This window comes from Streptomyces sp. NPDC005181 (genome assembly GCF_040608395.1).
In the GTDB taxonomy this organism is placed as follows: domain Bacteria; phylum Actinomycetota; class Actinomycetes; order Streptomycetales; family Streptomycetaceae; genus Streptomyces.
In genome coordinates, this window is sequence record NZ_JBEXID010000049.1 from 35,557 (window position 1) to 54,700 (window position 19,144).

Sequence of the window (19,144 nt, forward strand, 5' to 3'; positions counted from 1 at the left end):
CTGGTGATCGACGTACCGGCGGCCGGAGGACCGGGAAGCACGCCTGGGTGTTCAAGGTCGCCTGGTCGGGCTGAGGAACGAGGGACCGAGCGAGACGGGCCGGATGAAGTCCCGCACATAGGTGCGGTGCCACCAGCATCCGGTGGCCCGCAGTTCGCGCCAGGTCGTGTACCGGTAGTGGTACACCCTGGCGCGAATGTGCGTGGGCGGGAGATCGGGGAACGGGTTGTGGCGCAGCAGCCGCAGCGTGTCCCGGTCGTTCTCCAGCAACCGCTCCACGAACGGGCCGAACCAGGACTGTGCGTACGCAGGGGACAGCGCCGCGAACCACATCAGCCAGTCGAGCCGCAGATGGTACGGGGCGAACTGGCGCGGCAGCCTGCGCGGATCGCCCGGCTTGCCGTGGAAGCCGTACTCCTGCCAGGCCGTGCCCGGGTGGAGCAGCTGCTCGTCGGTGCCCTCGACCACGATCTCCAGGCGGACTCGGCTGATGCTGCCGAACGCACCGTACGTATTGACCAGATGCAGCGGGTCGAAGGAGCGGTTCATCACCTGGCGGCGGGAGATCAGGTTGCGTGCCGGGCGGTAGCTGAGCACCACGACCAGCGCGGTGACGGCGATGACCACCACCTCGTACCAGAGCGGCGGGGCGGACTGTGCGGGCGGCGTGGCCACCAGGGACCAGTCGACGGCGGACAGGGCGAGGGTGATGGTCACCCAGTTCAGCCAGGCGAAGTTCCCGGACAGCACCAGCCACAGCTGGGTGGCGATCATCAGCCCGGCGGCCGCGCTCGACACCGGCTGCGGGGCGAACAGCAGCACCGGGACGAGGAGCTGGGTGACATGGTTGGCCGCCACCTCGACCCGGTGAAGCGGCTTCGGCAGCCGGTGGAAGAACCAGCTCAGCGGGCCCGGCATCGGCTGGGTCTCATGGTGGAAGTCCAGACAGGTCAGTCTGCGCCAGCACTCGTCGCCACGGATCTTGATCAGTCCGGCGCCGAACTCGACCCGGAACAGCACCCAGCGCAGCAGCCACAGCACCAGGACCGGCGGAGCTGTATCGCCGTTGCCGAGAAAGACGGCGAGGAAGCCGGTCTCCAGGAGCAGCGACTCCCAGCCGAAGCTGTACCAGACCTGGCCGACCTGGACGATAGACAGATACAGCGCCCAGGGCAGCAGCCACAGCAGCATCGCGGCCCACAGCGGAACGTACGAGTCCACCCCCGCGATCAGCGCGACCGCGACGGCGCAGCCCGTCCAGCAGACGGCGGCGAAGAAGCGGTCGGAGTAGTGAAGGCGGAAGAGGCCGGGGGTGTCCCGCCAGTCCGTACGCCGCAGGAACTCGGGCACGGGCAGCATGCCGCGCTCGCCGATCAACGCCCGGAACTGCAGCGCGGCGGCGAGGAAGGCGACCAGATAGATGCCGGCGAGAGCCCGCTGGAAGATCAGCCTGCTGAGCCAGTAGCCATCTGCGGTGAACCACTCCATCACGTCCAGTATCGGCGCTGGGGAGCGGCTGAGCCGCTTCAGCCCGCCGATACGATCCGGCGCAGTGCGGTGCCGAGCCGGTGCACATACCATCGCTGGGCCACCGGAACGAGCGGCCCGGCGAGCCGGGCGTACCAGCTGGCCGGACGGGAGAACGCCAGCACGGTGAACCACACGGTCCCGTCGTCCGCCAGGTCCACCACGAAGCACTCCTCACCGCACTCGGGGTGATGCGGACGTGTCCCGTAGCCGAAGCCGATGCGCTGCTTCTCGTACGCGGTCCAGACCACCTCGCACGGCGCGGTGAACCGGAACGGGCCGAGGGCGACCGACACCCGCACGGTGGTCCCGGCCTCGGCGCGGGCCGTCGACGCCTGCACCCGGGTGCCGGAGGTGCGGTGCATGCGCCATTCGGTGACGGCGGCGCCCGCAGCCTCGAAGTCGGCGCGGCCGCGGCCCACCGCGGCCCGGTGGTGGAGATGGTGGTAGCCGTCGGGGAGCGGGCCGAGCCGGGTGGCGCCGACCTCGGGATAGGTGAGGGTACTCATGACGTCCTGCCTCTGAGGTCGGTGAGGTCGGTGAGGGCGGGGTCGGCGAGTGCCGGGGCGGTGCCGGCCGGGTCGGTACGGGGATGATCGGTACAGGGGCGCTCGGGCGGGTCCTGTCCGGCAAGCGCCTGCTCGGGACGGCCCTGGAACCGCCGCCAGGCGAGTACCGAGCACAGTGCGAAGCCCAGTGCGTTGCCGAGACCGCGGGTCGCGGCCATCCAGGTCAGCGGACGGCGAAGAGCGGCCATAGGCGGCGGATCGGGTCCAGCCCGGGCGCGCCGGTCAGCCGCAGCCCGGCCGGTAGGACGACCAGCATGCCCAGCATCACGATCAGGTCGACCAGAACGGACACGGCACATCCCCCGTCTTGAACGCGTTCAAGTGCTTGCCTGCGCCGACTCTAGAGCCTTTGCTGAACGCGTTCAAGAAGGGAGGTCGGAGGTGCGTGCCCGCGTCAACAGGGGGTGGCGGGACGGCGGGTCGGGTGCGGCCGTGCGCGACGCGTCAGATGTCCGCGAAGTCCAGGCCGGTATCCGGGTCTTCGCCCGCGCCCGCCGGGTTGCCGGACTGCGGACCGTACAGGGCGAGCAGTCGGGTCCGGGTCCCGCGCAGCCGTGCCGCCACGGTCTCCGCGACGTACTTGTACACCGTTCGGCCCAGCTCGGCATCGTCGTCGCACAGTGCGCGGACGGCCGCGGCGTCGAACTCCACGGCCTCCACCGGGTGGATCGCTACAGCGTCGAGATGCCAGATGTGCGGCGGGAACAGCCAGGACCAGCCCAGCAGTTCGTCGCGGCCGAGCGTTTCCATCACCGCCGCGCGACCACCGGGCACATGGAGGTTCAGTTCGACCTGACCGGACCGGATGATCCAGAAGCGGTCGGCCCTTCGGCCCTTTTCGAAGATCCTGGTGCCGACGGGCAGTGAAACCTCGCGGGCGGTCTCGCTGAGCATTCGCGCTCGCCCCTCGGGCGGGAGCGCGTCCAGCAGATTCCTGGCCGTTGACATTCCGTCCTCCGTCCACGGCGGATTCCGGGGTGCTGCGCACGTGGACCGCAGCCGCACCGGCGCATCACCTCTAGTGAACGATATGCGCTCTTCTGCGCCGCCGCTCGGGCGCGCGGCACCAGCCGTGCCGTGCTCGGCGCGTGAAGGGGGGCCCGGCACCCGGGCCCCGTGTCGGCCACCGACTGCGACCATTCGAAGAATCGGACAATTAATGGCAAAGTGACCTGCATGGATGATCGGGTTGCGGGTGCCCTGTCACTCCCGGACGACTGGCCCGCCCACCCGGATCTCAGCCTCGCCCTGAACCGTATGGGCAGCTTCGACTGGGACCTCGACAGTGGTCTCATGCACATGGACCGGCCCGCACTCGATGTGTTCGACCTGCGCGTCGACGAATACGACGACCGGCCGGAGAGTCTCGGCCCTCGGGTACCGACCGACGAGGCCGCACGCCTCGATGCCATGGTGTCGCAGGCCCTCAAGAGCGGGCAGATCACCTACGGGGCGTACTTCCGCATACTCCGGCGCGACGGCACGCTGCGCTGGACCCACACCCAGGGCTTCATCCGCCGCGACGAGACCGGCCGCCCCCACCGCATCATCGGCATCGTCCGGGACGCCACCCAGGAGCTGGCCGACTCCACCGCCCGCCGCGAGCTGGACGAGGAGCGGCGCCGCCGCACCAGCCTGGTCGAGACCACCACGGCCGCCCTGGCCCACGCCCGTACCGTCCAGGACGTCATCGAGGTACTGAAGAACTCACAAGGCCTGGCCCACCTCGGTGCGACCAGCCTCGTCGTGGGGCTGATCGAAGCCGGGCGCATCCATCTCGTCGCGGACGGCCCCGACGGGTCCTTCGTGCCGGGCACCCGATACACCCGTACGGACGAGCCGTACCCGATGAGCGAAGTGATCCGTACGCTCACGCCCCGCTTCATCGAGTCCGCCGAAGACTTCGCCTGCTCGTACCCGATCCTGTGGCCGCACATCAGCGGTCTCGGCATCACTTCCGCCGCCTATCTGCCGCTGATCGCCCAGGCCCGGCCGATCGGTGCACTCGGACTCCTCTACAGCGACAAGGACGGCTTCGCGGGCGACGAACGCAATCTGCTGGTCGCACTCGGCAGCTCCATCGCCCAGAGTCTCCAGCGGGCCATGCTGTACGAGCAGGAGCACGACCTCGCCCAGGGGCTCCAGCAGGCCATGCTGCCGCGCCGGATCCCCGAGGTGCCGGGCGCGCAGATCGCCGTCCGGTACCGCTCGGCCCGGCAGGGGCGGGACATCGGCGGCGACTGGTACGACGTCATTTCGCTGCCCGGCGGCCGGGTCGGGGCCGTCATCGGGGACGTACAGGGCCACGACACACACGCGGCGGCCGTCATGGGGCAGCTGCGTATCGTGCTGCGCGCCTACGCGGCGGAGGGGCACAGCCCGGCCGCGGTCATGGCCCGGGCCTCGGTCTTCCTCCACGAACTCGACACCGACCGCTTCGCGACCTGCACCTACGTCGAGGTGGATCTGACCACCGGAGTCATGCAGCTGGTCCGGGCCGGCCACATCGATCCGCTGGTCCGGGACATCGACGGGAGCTGCCGCAGGATGCCCGCCGAGGGCGGGCTGCCGCTGGGCCTCTCGGCCGAGTTCGGACGGCTCGAATACCCGGTCAGCACGGTGGAGCTGGACCCGGGCCAGACGATGGTGCTGTACACCGACGGCCTGGTGGAGCTGCCCGGCGTCGATCTCGACGAGGGGATGCAGCTGCTGACAGCCCTGATCCGTAACGGTCCGCAGGATCTCCAGGCTCTGGCCGACCAGCTCTGCGAGGAAGTCGACGAGTGCGGCGGCGAGGACGACGTGGCGGTGCTGCTGCTGCGCCGCAAGGCCGCGCACGCGCCCCATCCGGGCGGCCGGCTCCAGCAGGATGTCGCTCAGAACGACCCGGTGGCGCTGAGCTCGTCCCGGCACATGATCCGGGCCGCGGTACGGGCCTGGGGCGCGAAGGAACAGGCCGACGAGGTGGAGTTGGCCGCCGACGAGCTGATCACCAATGCGCTGATCCACACCGACGGCGGGGCGATCGTCACCATTCGGGTGCTCACCGGGCCCGAACGGCGGCTGCGGGTCGATGTCGAGGACCGGTCGAGTGCGCTGCCGCGGCGCCGGGACGCGGGCGGGACCGGGGTGTCCGGACGCGGCCTGATGCTGGTGGACCGGCTGGCGGACGCCTGGGGCGTGGAGTCCCGCGGCACCGGCAAGTGCGTGTGGTGCGAGTTCGTCATTCCGGAGCGCAGGTGACCGGGCCGACGGAGGGGGCTGGGCCGGTGGAGGGAGCGGGCGACACTACCCGACAGTAACAGAACGTAACATGTCTGTACTTGACCGTAACCGATCGAGGGCGATTGACTGCGACTGCGGCAGTCGTTGACTCCGGCAATCTTTGTCTTCGATGACATGAGGATCCGTTGGGCACTGAGCTACTGGCACCTCTCGATCTGGCCTTCTGGCACCTCGAATCCGATGCGCACCCGATGCATCTCGGCGCGCTCGCCGTCTTCTCGCCGCCCCCCGCCCCCGCGCCCGGCGTCGATGCGGAGGCGGTCCTTCAGCTGCTCGGCACCCGCGCGGCCGCGATCCCCCGGCTGCGTATGCGTGTAAGGGACGTCCTGCTGCCGGTCGGCGGCGCCGCCTGGTCCGTCGACAAGGACTTCGACGTGTACCGGCACGTCCAGCGCGTGCGGCTGCCCCAGGGCGAGGCGGATCCGGCCGGCGGCGGGTTCATGGCCGGGGCCACCCGGCTCGCCGGTGAGCTGATGGAGCAGCCTCTCGAACGCGGGCTGCCCCCCTGGCAGATGTACGTCATCAGCGGTCCCGGTGCCGGCCCCTTCGCCGTGCTCGTGAAACTGCATCACGCGCTCGCCGACGGAATGCGCGCGGTCGCCATCGGCGCCGGGATCTTCGACGAGATCGCCCCCGTCGGGGCCCGCGCCCGCGGCGGCGCGAGCACCCGCCTGGCGCGCCCGGTCCCACCCAGATCCTGGATGCCGGGGCCGCGCCAGGTGGCCGGCTTCGCGCTGGGCCGGATCGAGGATCTCAGCCGGGCGTTCGGCGTCGGCGCGTCCGTCGTGCGGGCCAGCCGCCTCGATCTGCGCGGCGCCCCCGCACTCACCGCGACTTCCAGCGGCACCCGGCGACTGGCCACCACCGACCTGGACGCCGAGGCCGTACGCCGGATCCGCCGGATCGCGGGCGGCACCACCAATGACGTCCTGGTCGGCGTCGTCGCCGGGGCGCTCCGCCGCTGGATGCTGGAGCGCGGCGAGCAGCTGCCCGACGCCGATCCACGCGCCCTCGTCCCCGTCTCCCGGCGCAGGCCCGGCGCCACCGCTGCCACCGGGAACCGGCTCTCCGCCTATCTGCTGGGCCTCCCCGTCTCCGAGGGCGACCCGTGGAAGCGGCTGCGCGCCGTCCGCAGGGCCATGGACCGCAACAAGGCCGCCGGACCGCTACGGGGCGCGGGTGCTGTCGCCGTACTCGCCGATCAACTGCCTTCGCTGGCGCACCGCTTCGGCGCCCCGCTGGCGGGAAGCGCGGCCCGGATGCTCTTCGACGTCCTGGTCACCAGCGTGCCCCTGCCGCGCTCGGCGCTCTCGCTCGGCGGCTGCCCGCTGCAGGCCGTCTATCCGATGGCGCCGCTGGCTCGCGGTCAGTCCCTGGCCGTCGCCATGTCCACGTACGGCGGCCAGGTGCACATCGGTCTGGTCGCCGACGGCAAGGCGGTCCCGGACCTGGAGCAGCTGGCCCGCTGCGCCGAGGACGAGCTGCGTGAGCTGCTCGCCATGCTGCCGGCGGACCAGAGCACCCGCCTGTCGGAAGGCGCTCACCTATAGATCGGACAGATTTCGCCGTACGAGCGGCATGTGAGGGCGTTCGGGGAGTTGACGTGCCCAAGTGATCCGATGAATATTCGTTGTGCAGAACTGACGATCATCGGGGAGGGCGGCACCGGCATGCGGCGAAACAGGGTGGGAAGCAGTGCGGTCGAGGTGACCGAGCTGTCCTTCGGGGCGGCCGGCATCGGCAATCTCTTCCACGAGGTCGATCCCGCGCAGGCTGCCGCTGCCGTGGACGCCGCCTGGGAGAAGGGCGTCCGCTACTTCGACACGGCACCGCACTACGGGCTCGGTCTCTCCGAACGCAGGCTCGGTGAGGTCCTGCGCCCCCGGCCCCGTGACGCGTATGTGGTGTCCACCAAGGTCGGACGGGTACTCGACCCCCTGCCGGACGGCGAGCCGGCCGCGGCCGACGGTCTCTCCGAAGGCTTCGCCGTACGGGCCACCCACCGCCGCCGCTGGGACTTCAGCGCCGACGGCGTACGCCGCAGCATCGAGGACAGTCTCGAACGGCTCGGCCTCGACCGGATCGACCTCGTCTATCTGCACGACCCGGACGACCACGCCGAGGCAGCCTTCCGCACGGCCTACCCGGCCCTGGAGAAGCTGCGCGCGGAAGGCGTCGTCGGCGCCATCGGCGCGGGCATGAACCAGACCGCGATGCTCACCCGCTTCCTGCGCGACACCGACGTCGACGCCGTGCTCTGCGCCGGCCGCTACACCCTCCTCGACCAGTCCGCGCTGGCCGAGCTGCTGCCCGAAGCAGCCGCCCGCGGCCGCAGCGTCGTCGTCGGCGGGGTCTTCAACTCCGGGCTGCTGGCCGACCCGCGCCCCGGCGCGACCTACGACTACGCCGCCGCCCCGCCGGCCCTGCTCGACCGGGCCCTGCGTATCAAGGCCGTCACCGAGGCACACGGCGTCCCGCTGCGCGCCGCAGCGCTGCGCTACCCGCTCGCTCACCCGGCCGTCGCCACGGTGCTCGTCGGCACCCGCTCGCCCGACGAGATGCACGACGCCGCCGACCTGCTCTCCCGCGAGATCCCGGACGTCCTCTGGGACGACCTGCGCGCCGAGGGCCTGCTCTCCGAGGGCCCGCTCACCGAGGACGGACGCTGATCATGAGGATCGCCCTGCACACCAAGGTCCGCGCCGACCGCATCGAGGAGTACGAGGCAGCGCACCGCGAAGTCCCCGCGGAGCTCACCACCGCGATCCGCGCGGCGGGCGCCACCTCGTGGACGATCTGGCGCAGCGGCACCGACCTCTTCCATGTCATCGACTGCGCGGACTACGCCCGGCTCCTAGCCGAGCTGGAGCAGCTTCCCGTCAACGTCGCCTGGCAGGCCCGGATGGACGAGCTCCTCGATGTCGCCCACGACTACTCGTCGGACGGCGCCGCAGCCGGTCTCCCCGTCGCCTGGGAGCTGTGACATGACCGGCCGGGAATGGATCGTCGACGCCCACCACCACGTGTGGGACCTGGCGGTTCGCGATCAGGAGTGGATAACCGGGGACGAACTGGCCCCTCTCGCCCGCACCTTCACCCTCACCGACCTGGAGCCCGAGGCCCGCGCCGCGGGGGTGTACGCCACCGTCCTCGTCCAGACCGTCACCGTCCCCGAGGAGACCCCCGAGTTTCTCGCCCTCGCCGACGGCAACGACCTCGTCGCGGGCGTCGTCGGCTGGACGGACCTCACCGCGCCCGACATCGCCGACACGCTCGCCGTACTGCGCGAACTCCCCGGCGGCGACCGGCTCGTCGCCATCCGCCACCAGGTCCAGGGCGAACCCGACCCCGAGTGGCTGCTGCGCCCCGACGTCCGCCGCGGGCTCTCCGCCGTGGCCGCCGCCGGACTTGTCTACGACCTGGTCGTCCAGCCCCGTCAGCTGCCCGCCACCGTCAGGGCCGCCGCCCTGGTGCCCGAACTCACCTTCGTACTAGACCATGCCGGCAAGCCGCCCATCGCCACCCGGAGCCTGCACCCCTGGGCGGACGATCTCCAGGCTCTGGCCGGCCGACCGAACACCGTGTGCAAACTCTCCGGCCTGGTCACCGAAGCCGACCTGCGCTCGTGGACGGTCGACGACCTCCGCCCGTACGCCGACACCGTTCTCGACGCGTTCGGGCCCGACCGGCTGATGTTCGGTTCCGACTGGCCCGTCTGCCGGCTCGCGGCGAGTTACGCGGAAGTCGTCGACGCCGCCCGCACCCTTACCGAAGACCTTGCCGAGGACGAGCGGGAGGCGGTCTTCGCGACCACCGCCGAGCGGGTGTACGGACTCCGGTAGGCACGGGCCCGCCGGCTGCGGCACCCTGGGAACCATGCCCGAACTACCGGAGGTCGAGGCCCTGCGGGTCTTTCTCGACAACAACCTGGTCGGCAAGGAGATCGCCCGCGTCCTGCCGCTCGCCGTCAGCGTGCTCAAGACCTACGACCCACCGCTCACCGCACTGGAGGGCGACACCGTCACCGGCGTCGCCCGGCACGGCAAATTCCTGGACATCGGCGTCGGCCCGCTGCATCTGGTCACCCATCTCGCCCGGGCCGGCTGGCTGCACTGGAAGGACAGCTTCCCCGCCGCCCCGCCACGCCCCGGCAAGGGACCCCTGGCGCTGCGCGCCGTACTCACCGGTGGCGACGGCTTCGACCTCACCGAGGCGGGCACCACCAAACGCCTCGCCGTATATCTGGTGCGCGACCCGGCCGAGGTGCCCGGCATCGTCCGCCTGGGGCCCGACCCGCTCGACGACGCCTTCGACCGAGACGCGTTCGCCGCGCTGCTCGCCGGGGAACGCCGCCGGATCAAGGGCGCTCTGCGCGACCAATCGCTGATCGCGGGTATCGGCAACGCCTACAGCGACGAGATCCTGCACGCCGCGAGGATGTCACCGTTCAAACCGACCGCGAGCCTCACCGACGACGAGACCACCCGGCTGTACACCGCGCTGCTCACGACGCTCCACGACGCCGTGGCACGCTCCAGCGGCGTTGCGGCCGGAAAGCTGAAGGCGGAGAAGAAGAGCGGGCTCCGCGTCCATGGCCGCGCCGGCGAACCGTGCCCGGTCTGCAGGGACACCATCCGGGAGGTCTCGTTCAGCGACTCGTCGCTGCAGTACTGCCCGACCTGCCAGACCGGCGGAAAACCGCTGGCCGACCGCCGGCTCTCCAAGCTGCTCAAATAGCGCGCCGCCGCGCTCATGATCGGCACCTCAGCGGGTGAGTTGCAGCAGCCGCCGTCCGTCCGCCGCACGGATCTCGAAACGGTCGATGGCGGCCGGGTCCGACGCAGCCCCGCCCTGCACCGACACGGGCTTCTCGTCCGGGCCGGTCACCGACCAGGTGGTGACAGTCTCCTCGCTGCCGTCCCGCCCCACCGCGACCAGCGCGCACACCCCCGCCACCGGCACGCGCGACACCTCCAGGCCGATATCCGTGCCCCACTCCTTCGCCCCGGTGGTCACCACGGCCGCCACCCCCGTGGACCGGTCGGCCGCTGCCCACCGCTGCACCTGTGCCTGCCCCGGCGGCCCGCCCGATCCGGCCGACTCACCGACCACCACGAGCGGCCCGCCCACCGCGAGGACCACCACCACCACCGCCGCCGCCACCAGCGCGAGCCGCCGTCTGCGGCTCCTGCGCCGCGCGTCCGCCACCGCACCCATCGCACGCCGCATCAGCTCCGGACCCGCCCGCACCACCGGATCCACCCCCGGCGGAGTCCGCCGCGCATGCTCCGCGAGCACTGCAGTCACCGCACCGAACTCCGCCGCCCGGACCGTGCACAGGGGACATTGGGCCAGATGCTCCTCGAAGCGGAAGGCATCGGCAGCGCCGAGCACGCCCAGTGCATAGGCGCCGACATTGCGATGGGGTTCCGGGATGCGCATGCCATCTGGTACGGAACCGGTCCGCGAATCACTCAAGCCAACTCCACCGCACACGCTCTACACTCCGGCCTCATGCTGCGCGTACTGGCCGTCGACGACGAAGCACCCGCCCTGGAGGAGCTGCTCTACCTCCTGCGCGCCGATCCGCGCATCCGCAGCGCCGAGGGCGCCACCGGGGCCACCGAGGCGCTGCGCCGGATCGGCAGCGCCGTCGACGCGGGACCCGACGACCCTTCCGCCATCGACGTCGTCTTCCTCGACATCCACATGGCGGGCCTCACCGGACTCGACGTCGCCCAGCTGCTGGCCGGATTCGCCGCGCCCCCGCTCATCGTCTTCGTCACCGCCCACGAAGGCTTCGCCGTCCACGCCTTCGACCTCAAGGCCGTCGACTACGTCCTCAAGCCCGTGCGCCGCGAACGGCTCTCCGAAGCCGTCCGCCGCGCCGCCGAACAAATCGGCGACCGCTCCGTGCCTGCCCACTCCGCGTCCGTCCACGACACCGCAGCCGACCAGATACCCGTCGAACTCGGCGGAGTCATCCGGTTCATCCCGATCGACGACATCGCGTATGCCGAAGCGCAGGGCGACTACGCGCGGCTGTACACCGCCACCGGCAGCCACCTCGTCCGCATTCCCCTCACCGCCCTTGAGGAGCGCTGGCGCTCGCGCGGCTTCGTGCGCATCCACCGCCGTCATCTCGTCTCTCTCGCCCGCATCGACGAACTGCGGCTCGACGCAGGCACCATGAGCGTTCGTATCGGCACCGCGGAGCTCGCTGTGAGCCGACGCCACACCCGTGCGCTGCGCGACCTGCTGATGCGGCAGACCGGCCGCTGACCAGGGCCTACCCGGGTTCGAGCCCTTCCCAGGGCGCCCCCGGCTGCGTACACTCCGGGCCCATGTCCGCAGAGTCGACGCCCCGGCGCGAAGTGGTGACGGGGGAGCCCCGGCGGGTGCGCCCGCTGCCGCGCTACCGCACCCAGTCGGAGATCGACGAGCAGACCGCGCTCGGTGGCGCCTATGTCCGCTCGCTGATGCGCAGTCAGCTGCGCGCCGGACTCACCGCCTTCGGTGTCCTCGCCGTGGTCGTCGGTACGCTCCCGCTGGTCTTCGAAGCCCTGCACAGCGCTGCCGTCGTATGGGCGGTCCTCGGCTTCGCCGCCTATCCGCCGCTGACCCTGATCGCCTGGTGGTACGTGCGGCGGGCCGAGCGCAACGAGCGCGACTTCGCCCGGCTCGTGGAAGGCCGCCCCGCACAGTGAGCCGGACGTACGCGGTGGCGGCCGTGGCCGTCGTCGTTCTCACCACCCTCCTCGTCGGCGGTTTCGGGCTGCGCATCTCCCGTACCACCTCGGACTTCTACGTCGCCTCCCGCACCGTCCGGCCCCGGCTCAACGCCGCAGCGATCAGCGGCGAATACCTCTCCGCCGCCTCCTTCCTCGGCATCGCCGGCCTGGTGCTCGTGCACGGCCCCGACATGCTCTGGTACCCGGTCGGCTACACCGCCGGCTATCTGTTGCTGCTGGTGTTCGTCGCCGCGCCGCTGCGCCGCTCGGGGGCGTACACCCTGCCCGACTTCGCCGAGGGGCGGCTCGAATCGCGACAGGTGCGCAGGCTGGTGAGCGTCCTCGTCGTCGGGGCGGGCTGGCTCTATCTCGTACCGCAGCTCCAGGGCGCAGGGCTCACCCTGAAAATCCTGACCGGGGCGCCCGGCTGGCTCGGCGATGTGCTCGTCGCGTCGGTCGTCGTGATAGCAGTCGCCGCGGGCGGCATGCGGTCCATCACCTTCGTCCAGGTCTTCCAGTACTGGCTGAAGCTGACCGCGCTCCTCGTCCCCGCGATCTTCCTGGTGCTGGCCTGGCACGGCAGCGGGCGGCCCCGGAGCTCCTTCGACGAGCAACTGTCCGTCTTCCGCGCCGACCATCCGCTGTACGCCACGTACGGGCTGATCATCGCGACGTTCCTCGGCACCATGGGGCTGCCGCATGTCGTCGTCCGCTTCTACACCAGCCCCAACGGCCGCGACGCCCGCCGCACCACCGTCGTCGTGCTCGCCCTCATCGGCACGTTCTATCTGCTGCCGCCCGTGTACGGCGCGCTCGGCAGGGTGTACGCCCCCGAGCTGATCCACGGCGGAGACGCGGACGCGGCGGTGCTGCTGTTGCCCGAGCGGGTCATCGGCGGGCTCGGCGGGGATCTGCTCGGCGCGCTCATCGCCGGCGGCGCGTTCGCCGCGTTCCTGTCCACCGCCTCCGGACTCACCATGGCCGTCGCCGGAGTCATCACCCAGGACGTCCTGCCGTCGCGCGGGGTGCGGCACTTCCGGCTGGCCACCGTCCTCGCCATGTGTGTGCCGCTGGCCGGTTCGCTGATGGTCAGCCGGGTACCGGTGGCCGACTCGGTGGGGATGGCGTTCGCCGTATCGGCGTCGTCGTTCTGCCCGCTGCTCGTGCTCGGCATCTGGTGGCGGCGGCTCACCCCGCCCGGCGCGATCGCCGGACTGCTGCTCGGCGGCGGCTCGGCGTTCCTGTCCGTCGCCATCACCGTCAGCGGTGCGGTGCGCCCGCCGGGATGGCCGCACACGCTGCTCGCCTGGCCCGCCGTCTGGTCGGTGCCGGTCGGCTTCCTCGCGATGGTCCTGGTGTCGCTCGCCACGCCCGGCCGCATCCCTCCCGGGACGAACGCCGCGATGACGCGCTTCCACCTGCCGGAAGCGCTGATGCCCGGACGACACCGATGACCGGAAGACACCGATGACCGGGGGCCGTGATGACTGAGGCACGCGATGCGCCGGGGGCCGCGATGACCGGGGGACAGCCATGACCGGGGCCGGATACGCCGTGCTCGTCCTGCTCGTACTCCTGCTGTTCGGCGGCGGCTTTCTGCTCGGCCGCCGCACTGCCCGTCCCGTCCGTACCAGCGACGTCGGCACCCCCGTCGAGCACGCCACCTTCGAGACCCTGCACACCGCCTCGCTCGCCGCGCCCCCGCTGCGCGCAGGACTCACCGAGGAGAGCGCCCGCAAGTCCGCCCGCAGGCTGCGCTCCCTGCTCGGCACCGATGCGCTCTGTCTCACCGACCGGGACCGGGTGCTCGTCTGGGACGGCGAGGGCGACCACCACGGCAAGCAGGTCATGGACCAGGTGCGGGGCCTCCTCGCCAGCGGCCGGGACACCGCCTTCCACAGCGGCTGCGACGACCTCGACTGCCCGCTCCGCTGGGCCGTCGCCGTGCCGCTGACCGTCGACCACCGGGTTCTCGGCACCCTGATCGCTTACGCCCCGCGTGAGTCCGCGGTGCTGGCCAGAGCGGCCGGAGAGGTCGCCCGCTGGGTCTGTGTACAGCTGGAACTCGCCGAACTCGACCGGTCCCGTACCCAGCTCATCGAGGCCGAGATCAGGGCCCTGCGCGCCCAGATATCCCCGCACTTCATCTTCAACTCCCTTGCCGCCATTGCTTCATTCGTCCGGACCGACCCCGAACAGGCCCGCGAACTGCTGCTGGAGTTCGCCGACTTCACCCGCTACTCGTTCCGCAGCCACGGCGATTTCACCACTCTCGCCGACGAGTTGCACTCCATCGACCAGTATCTGGCGCTCGTACGGGCCCGCTTCGGCAAGCGGCTCTCGGTCACGCTGCAGGTCGCCCCCGAAGTGCTGCCCGTCGCCCTGCCGTTCCTCTGCCTCCAGCCGCTCGTCGAGAACGCGGTCAAGCACGGCCTCGAAGGCGCCGTCGCCCTTCCCCGGGCTCTCGACTCCGTTCGAGCAGGGGAGACCCCGATCCGCATCACCATCAGCGCCCTGGACGCGGGCTCGGAGGCAGAGGTCGTCATCGAGGACGACGGCACCGGCATGGATCCCGAACGGCTCCGGCAGATCCTGCGCGGCGAGGGCGGCACCTCCACCGGCATCGGGCTGCTCAACGTGGACGAGCGGCTGCGCCAGGTGTACGGCGACGACTACGGGCTCGTCATCGAGACGGGGATCGGCGCAGGGATGAAGATCACCGTGCGGCTGCCCAAGTACCGCGCCGGGGTGCACGGTTCGTGACCGCCGCCACGGGCGGCATCCGCCAGGTCGGCAGCGGTCAGTACAGGTGGATCGCCAGATGCCCCAGCGACAGCCCCAGCTGCCAGGCCGGCGTCCACACCTGGGCCGTCTCCTGTGGCCACTCCTCGTCCTCCTCGACGCCGACCGGCTCCCACGGAGCCGGACCGATCGCATCGAGGTCGGCCGCGAGCAGCTCGGTCTCCTCCAGCCACCGCCACGCGACGCGGGCCAGCGCCAGATCGGGGTCCGGTCCGCCCCGCTCGCCGTCCGATGCCGGGACCGGAGCCGCCGACATGGCGTCGAGCCGCTCGCAGACCCATCCGCGCCACGCCGTCCCGTACGCGGTCAGCAGCCGCAGCTCGTCCATCCGGGTCGCGGGCAGGGCATCGACCGCGCCTCCGTCGGAGAGAAAAATGGTCAGAGCGAGCGCATCGCGCCCTGCTCGGTACTCCAGCGTCGACGGCTCCATCAGATCGCCGGTCCGCAGCAGCTCATCGGCGATGTACTCGGCGTACATCCAGGCCATCGGGACCAGCAGCCCGCCCCCACTGGTTCCATCCGTACGTTCCGGACGCATCCCGTCTCGCCTCTTTCTCTTCTCGGCACCGGGCTACACGCAGCATTGAACCGGGGGAGCGCGCCCCGCGTGGCCAGAAGGACAGGATCCGTCGGACCGGATCCGTCACAGCACAGACATGAGGTTGCGATGACCGCCGATCCCGGGGAGGGCCCGCATGTGCGGCAGTTGCTCGGCGCCTATGTTCTCGACGCACTCACGCCACGGGAGACCCGCGGTGTCTGCCGCCATCTGCGGGAGTGCGACGGCTGCGTCGCCGACTACGTGGAGGTCGCGGAGGCCGCGGCCCTGCTCGGCCTGGTCAGCGAGGAGGACCTGCTCGGGGAGTAGCCGGGCAGATTACGGGAGAGCAGGCGCAGCGCGTAGTACGAGCGGGACTTGACCGTGCCCGCCGGAATGCCGAGCGCGTGCGCCGTCTCGCCCACGCTCAGCCCGCGGAAATATATCTGGACCAGCACCGCACGGTGCTCGGGGCTGAGCGTGCTCACCGCCTCGCGCACATCGAGCGCGGCGACGGTGGACTCCGTGGTGTCCTCCCGGCCCGGGGCGCTCTCCAGCGCGATGTCGCCGACCTCGGCCGGCCGGGCCTGCCGGGACCTGCGCGCGTCGATCGCGAGGCGCCGCGCCACGGTGAAGAGCCAGGGCCGCATCGAGTCGTACGGACCGTCGAACGCCTCCGGGTGCTGCCAGGCCCGTACCAGCGTCTCCTGGAGGAGGTCCTCGGCCCGCTGCCGGTCGCCGAAGGTCAGACCGAGCAGGAAGTGAAGGAGTGCGGGACCGTGTTCGCGCTGCACTGTTGCGAGGGCCTGCTCATCGGTCGTCGTCGTGGTCATCGTGCACGCCTTTCCCCGCGGAGGCCCCTGCCGCCTCGCCGCTGCCTGCGCCGTATACGAACGCATTCGAGCCGAGACGAACAGCAGATGCACCGAGGCGTGCGACGAGCGGTCGCACCGAGCGGCGAATGGTGCGGTGAACGGTCGGGCGGACGCCGAACGGGTGCAGGGGCCCGGTTCGGCGCCCCCCCGCACCGTCCTCGGCCGCACCGTCCTCGGCCGCACCGTCCTCGGCCGCCGCGGCCGAGGACGGTCAGGTCAGCGGGGCACAGAAGCCGGCCGTACGGACAGCAGCCAGCCACGTCCCGGCGTCACCGGCACCCGCTGCGAAGTGGCGTTCCGGCTGGAAACCCTCGATCGCGGGCGCATACGCCGCCACCGGGCCGTCGGCGTCCGTCAGGACACACCCCACCGGTTCCGCCGCCCATGACGCGACCGCGGTCACCGTCCCGCCGGGGCCCCTCCAGGTGGAGGCGAGGACATCGTCCCGGCCGGTGGTCACGGGAGGCTCGTCCGCCCACCGTCCGGTGAACTCGGCTTCGGGCAGCCCTGGTTCGTCGAAGGCCCGCCACATCGGCCGCACATCGGTCATCGGGGCGCGCGCCGTCATTCCGAAGACCGGGCCCCGCCGCGGGTTGCCGCCACCCTGCAGCATCTCGCCCATCAGCCCGAACGGAATCCCGGACAGCTCCACCAGCCAGTAAGCGGGATCGGTCCCCTCGTAGTCGAACAGCTCGCCCAGCCAGAGCCGGTCGGTGTACGGCATCAGTTCCGCGTACAGATTGGCGCTGGACGCGAAACCGTCCGGCTCCCGGTACGGGTTGCAGGAGTGCAGATCGATCAGGGGCGCCGTGTCCCCGGAGCGGGCCAGGGCTGACGAGCAGGGCTTCCCGCAGCGCACCAAGAAGGGGAAGCAGCAGGTTGAGGGGTTCTACAGCGGACTGGCGACCGCGACGACCGCACCGTTCGCGCTGCTGCCCTCGGCCTTCCCCGGCACCCACGGCCCCGAGGATGTCAAGGCGATATACGCCGTCGAGCAGAAGCTCATCGAGACGGCCATCGCCAACCCGACGGTGGGCCACTACTCCGACGCGTACACCGAGCACTACGGGCGCATGTCGACCGAGGCCACAGACCTGGTCAACGACATCGTCAGCGGTCGCAAGAAGATCGGCGAGTGGAAGCCGTTCTGGACCGAGTGGCGCTCCAAGGGGCTGGACCAGATGGCCCGGGAATTCCAGAAGTCCATCGAGAAGAACGCCTGACGGTACGGAAGGCGGGGCCCGCCGCGACGCCGTCGGCCGGTTACGGAACGACGGTGACGGGCCAGCGCCCCGCCTTCACCAGCCGGATCGCCACCGAACCGATGAACCGGTGCCCCGCCGACTCCGACGCGCCCACCACGACGGCATCCGCCCTCAGCTCGTCGGCCGCGGTGACCAGCCCGTTGTACGGATCGCCGCGAAAGGTGTGGAACTCCCAGCGCACATCCCATATGTCCTTCAGTCGTTCGGTCGCCGCCCGGATCTCGCTCACCAGACTCTCCGCGATCTCGCCGGTCGCATCGCCGACCGGTGCGCCGAGCGCGGCGCCCGCGGGCATCACCGGCTGCACATAGACGAGGGCGAGCAGGGCGTTCTGCCGGCGGGCGAGCCCGGCGGCGTATGCGGCGGCGCGCATCGAGGAATCGGACCCGTCGAGGCCCGCGACGATCACTTTTGGACCGTCCGTGCCACGTTCGAACTGGGAAGGCTGCTGGTCTGTCACGGCAGTGAGGTTAGCCGCTCCCGCCGCCATTCCCGGCCCGGGCTGCCCCGCAGCCGGGGCCGGAGCCGCCGGTCACCTTGGGTGCGCTCCCCCATTGGGTGCAAAGCCCCCCGTATCCGGCGTCGTTGAGAGGGGACGAACAGCCGGCATGCGAGCAGTTGGTCATGAAAAATGCGCAGGGGCCGCCAGGGCGCAGAATGCTGCTCCGCCGGCCGTCGGCCCGGCGCCGCTGCTGTCGTCCGCATGACTGCCCGGAGCCGGCCCGGGCGGGTCACGGTGCCGCACCGCAGTCGAGCGAGCGGCGGCTCCTCGGCCCTCCGATCAGCGGGTAGCGACCAGGCGGGCGAAGACGACGACATCGCCGTCGTGGTCGTCGGCTGTCGTGGAGCCGCCGTGGGTGATGAGACGCAGTTCCGCCCGGCCCGTGTCCCGATACACCCGGTCGCCGGGGTAGTCGGCCGGGGAGAACACCTCGACCGCGTAGACCTCGAAAACCGCGACCCGGTCGTCGCGGCGGGGCACCTCGATCCGGTTGCCCTTCTCCAGCGAACGGAGACTGTGGAAGTCGGCGGGCCCCGCCACGGTGTCGACATGGCCGATGAGGACCGAGGTGCCCGGCCGGCCCGGTGCGACACCGCCCCGGTACCACCCCGCGAGCTGGGGATCCTGCGGAGGAGGTGTCCCGATCGAGCCGTCCGGCTCCAGGTTCACATCGACGAGCGGCGCATCGACCCGGATCGCAGGGATGACCACGCGCGAGGCGGGGGCGTACGCCAGCGGCTTCACGGCGGCGCCCGCCGGAGGGGCGGCGGAGGCGCCCTGATGACGGTCGGCCGAGGCGGCGACCGGGTGGGGCGGGTCCGGTGAGGGGTCCGGACCGTTCCGCACCAGGGCGAGGCCGGTGAGCAATACCAGGGCGAGCGCGCCCCAGGGCGAGTATCTGGTCCGCTCGACGCGCCAGTGGTCCCGGCCCATGGTTTCTCCCTTCGTTGCGACGCTAAGGGCTGTCCCGTAATCCCTGGTGGATCAGCGCGCGGCGTCAGATGCGGTGCATCGCAAGGCGGAGGAGCGTCCTCATACTGGGCGTATTCG

General features: G+C 71.2%; 23 protein-coding genes. 12 read left to right on the top strand and 11 right to left on the bottom strand.

The genetic code is table 11. The features are described from left to right. Window positions 1–51: 51 nt before the first annotated feature. The 5 genes from ABZV38_RS26490 to ABZV38_RS26510 all read right to left on the bottom strand — a co-directional run bounded on the left by ABZV38_RS26490 (window position 52) and on the right by ABZV38_RS26510 (window position 3,044). Window positions 52–1,488 (bottom strand): lipase maturation factor family protein, encoded by a 1,437-nt coding sequence (locus tag ABZV38_RS26490; RefSeq protein WP_356330898.1) that lies wholly within the window; start codon window positions 1,486–1,488, stop codon window positions 52–54. A gap of 38 nt (window positions 1,489–1,526) precedes the next feature. Next, the gene (locus ABZV38_RS26495; RefSeq protein ID WP_356330900.1) at window positions 1,527–2,036 is read right to left on the bottom strand and encodes a DUF1990 domain-containing protein; all 510 of its coding nucleotides are present in this window, start codon (window positions 2,034–2,036) and stop codon (window positions 1,527–1,529) included. Beyond that, window positions 2,033–2,254 (bottom strand): hypothetical protein, encoded by a 222-nt coding sequence (locus ABZV38_RS26500; RefSeq protein WP_356330902.1) that lies wholly within the window; start codon window positions 2,252–2,254, stop codon window positions 2,033–2,035. The genes ABZV38_RS26495 and ABZV38_RS26500 overlap by 4 nt, the downstream gene beginning before the upstream one ends. Before the next feature lie 5 nt (window positions 2,255–2,259). Next, window positions 2,260–2,388 (bottom strand): hypothetical protein, encoded by a 129-nt coding sequence (locus ABZV38_RS26505; protein ID WP_356330941.1) that lies wholly within the window; start codon window positions 2,386–2,388, stop codon window positions 2,260–2,262. Window positions 2,389–2,540: 152 nt separating this feature from the next. Beyond that, window positions 2,541–3,044: a cyclic nucleotide-binding domain-containing protein gene (locus ABZV38_RS26510; RefSeq protein WP_356330904.1), complete on the bottom strand. Its 504-nt coding sequence runs from the start codon at window positions 3,042–3,044 to the stop codon at window positions 2,541–2,543. Between the two features lie 228 nt (window positions 3,045–3,272). Between ABZV38_RS26510 and ABZV38_RS26515 the strand changes: the two genes are divergently transcribed. The 6 genes from ABZV38_RS26515 (at window position 3,273) to ABZV38_RS26540 (ending at window position 10,118) form a co-directional block, all read left to right on the top strand. Next, complete coding sequence (locus ABZV38_RS26515; RefSeq protein WP_356330906.1) at window positions 3,273–5,339, top strand: SpoIIE family protein phosphatase; 2,067 nt, start codon at window positions 3,273–3,275, stop codon at window positions 5,337–5,339. A 167-nt stretch (window positions 5,340–5,506) separates the two neighbouring features. Continuing rightward, window positions 5,507–6,931 (top strand): wax ester/triacylglycerol synthase family O-acyltransferase, encoded by a 1,425-nt coding sequence (locus ABZV38_RS26520; protein WP_356330908.1) that lies wholly within the window; start codon window positions 5,507–5,509, stop codon window positions 6,929–6,931. Window positions 6,932–7,051: 120 nt separating this feature from the next. Further along, window positions 7,052–8,050: an aldo/keto reductase gene (locus ABZV38_RS26525; RefSeq protein ID WP_356330909.1), complete on the top strand. Its 999-nt coding sequence runs from the start codon at window positions 7,052–7,054 to the stop codon at window positions 8,048–8,050. A 2-nt stretch (window positions 8,051–8,052) separates the two neighbouring features. Continuing rightward, window positions 8,053–8,364 carry an L-rhamnose mutarotase gene (locus ABZV38_RS26530; protein ID WP_030973703.1) on the top strand — a complete coding sequence of 104 codons (312 nt, stop codon included), beginning with the start codon at window positions 8,053–8,055 and terminating at the stop codon, window positions 8,362–8,364. 1 nt (window position 8,365) lies between these two features. Then, window positions 8,366–9,223 (top strand): amidohydrolase family protein, encoded by an 858-nt coding sequence (locus tag ABZV38_RS26535; protein WP_356330911.1) that lies wholly within the window; start codon window positions 8,366–8,368, stop codon window positions 9,221–9,223. Between the two features lie 34 nt (window positions 9,224–9,257). Then, window positions 9,258–10,118, top strand: a complete 861-nt coding sequence (locus ABZV38_RS26540; protein WP_356330913.1) for a DNA-formamidopyrimidine glycosylase family protein — start codon at window positions 9,258–9,260, stop codon at window positions 10,116–10,118. Window positions 10,119–10,145: 27 nt separating this feature from the next. On the opposite strand, the gene ABZV38_RS26545 is transcribed toward ABZV38_RS26540, so the two are convergent. Then, window positions 10,146–10,859 carry a zf-HC2 domain-containing protein gene (locus tag ABZV38_RS26545; protein WP_356330915.1) on the bottom strand — a complete coding sequence of 238 codons (714 nt, stop codon included), beginning with the start codon at window positions 10,857–10,859 and terminating at the stop codon, window positions 10,146–10,148. Window positions 10,860–10,895: 36 nt separating this feature from the next. Between ABZV38_RS26545 and ABZV38_RS26550 the strand changes: the two genes are divergently transcribed. The 4 genes from ABZV38_RS26550 to ABZV38_RS26565 all read left to right on the top strand — a co-directional run bounded on the left by ABZV38_RS26550 (window position 10,896) and on the right by ABZV38_RS26565 (window position 14,875). Continuing rightward, a complete protein-coding gene (locus tag ABZV38_RS26550) occupies window positions 10,896–11,663 on the top strand; it encodes a LytTR family DNA-binding domain-containing protein (RefSeq protein WP_356330917.1) in 768 nt (255 codons plus the stop codon). A 62-nt stretch (window positions 11,664–11,725) separates the two neighbouring features. After that, on the top strand, window positions 11,726–12,088 hold the full coding sequence (locus ABZV38_RS26555) for a hypothetical protein (RefSeq protein WP_355996560.1): 363 nt from the start codon (window positions 11,726–11,728) through the stop codon (window positions 12,086–12,088). Continuing rightward, on the top strand, window positions 12,085–13,566 hold the full coding sequence (locus ABZV38_RS26560) for a cation acetate symporter (protein ID WP_356330919.1): 1,482 nt from the start codon (window positions 12,085–12,087) through the stop codon (window positions 13,564–13,566). The genes ABZV38_RS26555 and ABZV38_RS26560 overlap by 4 nt, the downstream gene beginning before the upstream one ends. 79 nt (window positions 13,567–13,645) lie before the next feature. After that, the gene (locus ABZV38_RS26565) at window positions 13,646–14,875 is read left to right on the top strand and encodes a histidine kinase (RefSeq protein WP_356330921.1); all 1,230 of its coding nucleotides are present in this window, start codon (window positions 13,646–13,648) and stop codon (window positions 14,873–14,875) included. A gap of 37 nt (window positions 14,876–14,912) precedes the next feature. Here ABZV38_RS26565 and ABZV38_RS26570 read toward each other — a convergent pair whose 3' ends face one another. Next, window positions 14,913–15,452: a hypothetical protein gene (locus ABZV38_RS26570; RefSeq protein WP_356330923.1), complete on the bottom strand. Its 540-nt coding sequence runs from the start codon at window positions 15,450–15,452 to the stop codon at window positions 14,913–14,915. Window positions 15,453–15,581: 129 nt separating this feature from the next. On the opposite strand from ABZV38_RS26570, the gene ABZV38_RS26575 reads away from it, so the two are divergent. Beyond that, window positions 15,582–15,782, top strand: coding sequence for a zf-HC2 domain-containing protein (locus ABZV38_RS26575; RefSeq protein ID WP_356330925.1), 201 nt, complete (start codon window positions 15,582–15,584; stop codon window positions 15,780–15,782). Here ABZV38_RS26575 and ABZV38_RS26580 read toward each other — a convergent pair. Beyond that, the gene (locus tag ABZV38_RS26580; RefSeq protein ID WP_356330927.1) at window positions 15,713–16,285 is read right to left on the bottom strand and encodes a sigma-70 family RNA polymerase sigma factor; all 573 of its coding nucleotides are present in this window, start codon (window positions 16,283–16,285) and stop codon (window positions 15,713–15,715) included. The genes ABZV38_RS26575 and ABZV38_RS26580 overlap by 70 nt on opposite strands. 253 nt (window positions 16,286–16,538) lie before the next feature. Further along, a complete protein-coding gene (locus ABZV38_RS26585; RefSeq protein ID WP_356330929.1) occupies window positions 16,539–17,186 on the bottom strand; it encodes a glycoside hydrolase domain-containing protein in 648 nt (215 codons plus the stop codon). Here ABZV38_RS26585 and ABZV38_RS26590 point away from each other — a divergent pair. After that, window positions 17,137–17,550, top strand: coding sequence for a hypothetical protein (locus ABZV38_RS26590; protein WP_356330931.1), 414 nt, complete (start codon window positions 17,137–17,139; stop codon window positions 17,548–17,550). The genes ABZV38_RS26585 and ABZV38_RS26590 overlap by 50 nt on opposite strands. A gap of 40 nt (window positions 17,551–17,590) precedes the next feature. Here ABZV38_RS26590 and ABZV38_RS26595 read toward each other — a convergent pair whose 3' ends face one another. Continuing rightward, entirely contained in the window at window positions 17,591–18,052 is a 462-nt protein-coding gene (locus ABZV38_RS26595; protein ID WP_356330933.1) for a universal stress protein, read from the bottom strand. 321 nt (window positions 18,053–18,373) lie between these two features. Further along, the gene (locus ABZV38_RS26600) at window positions 18,374–19,027 is read right to left on the bottom strand and encodes a class F sortase (RefSeq protein ID WP_356330937.1); all 654 of its coding nucleotides are present in this window, start codon (window positions 19,025–19,027) and stop codon (window positions 18,374–18,376) included. Between the last annotated feature and the right edge of the window lie 117 nt (window positions 19,028–19,144).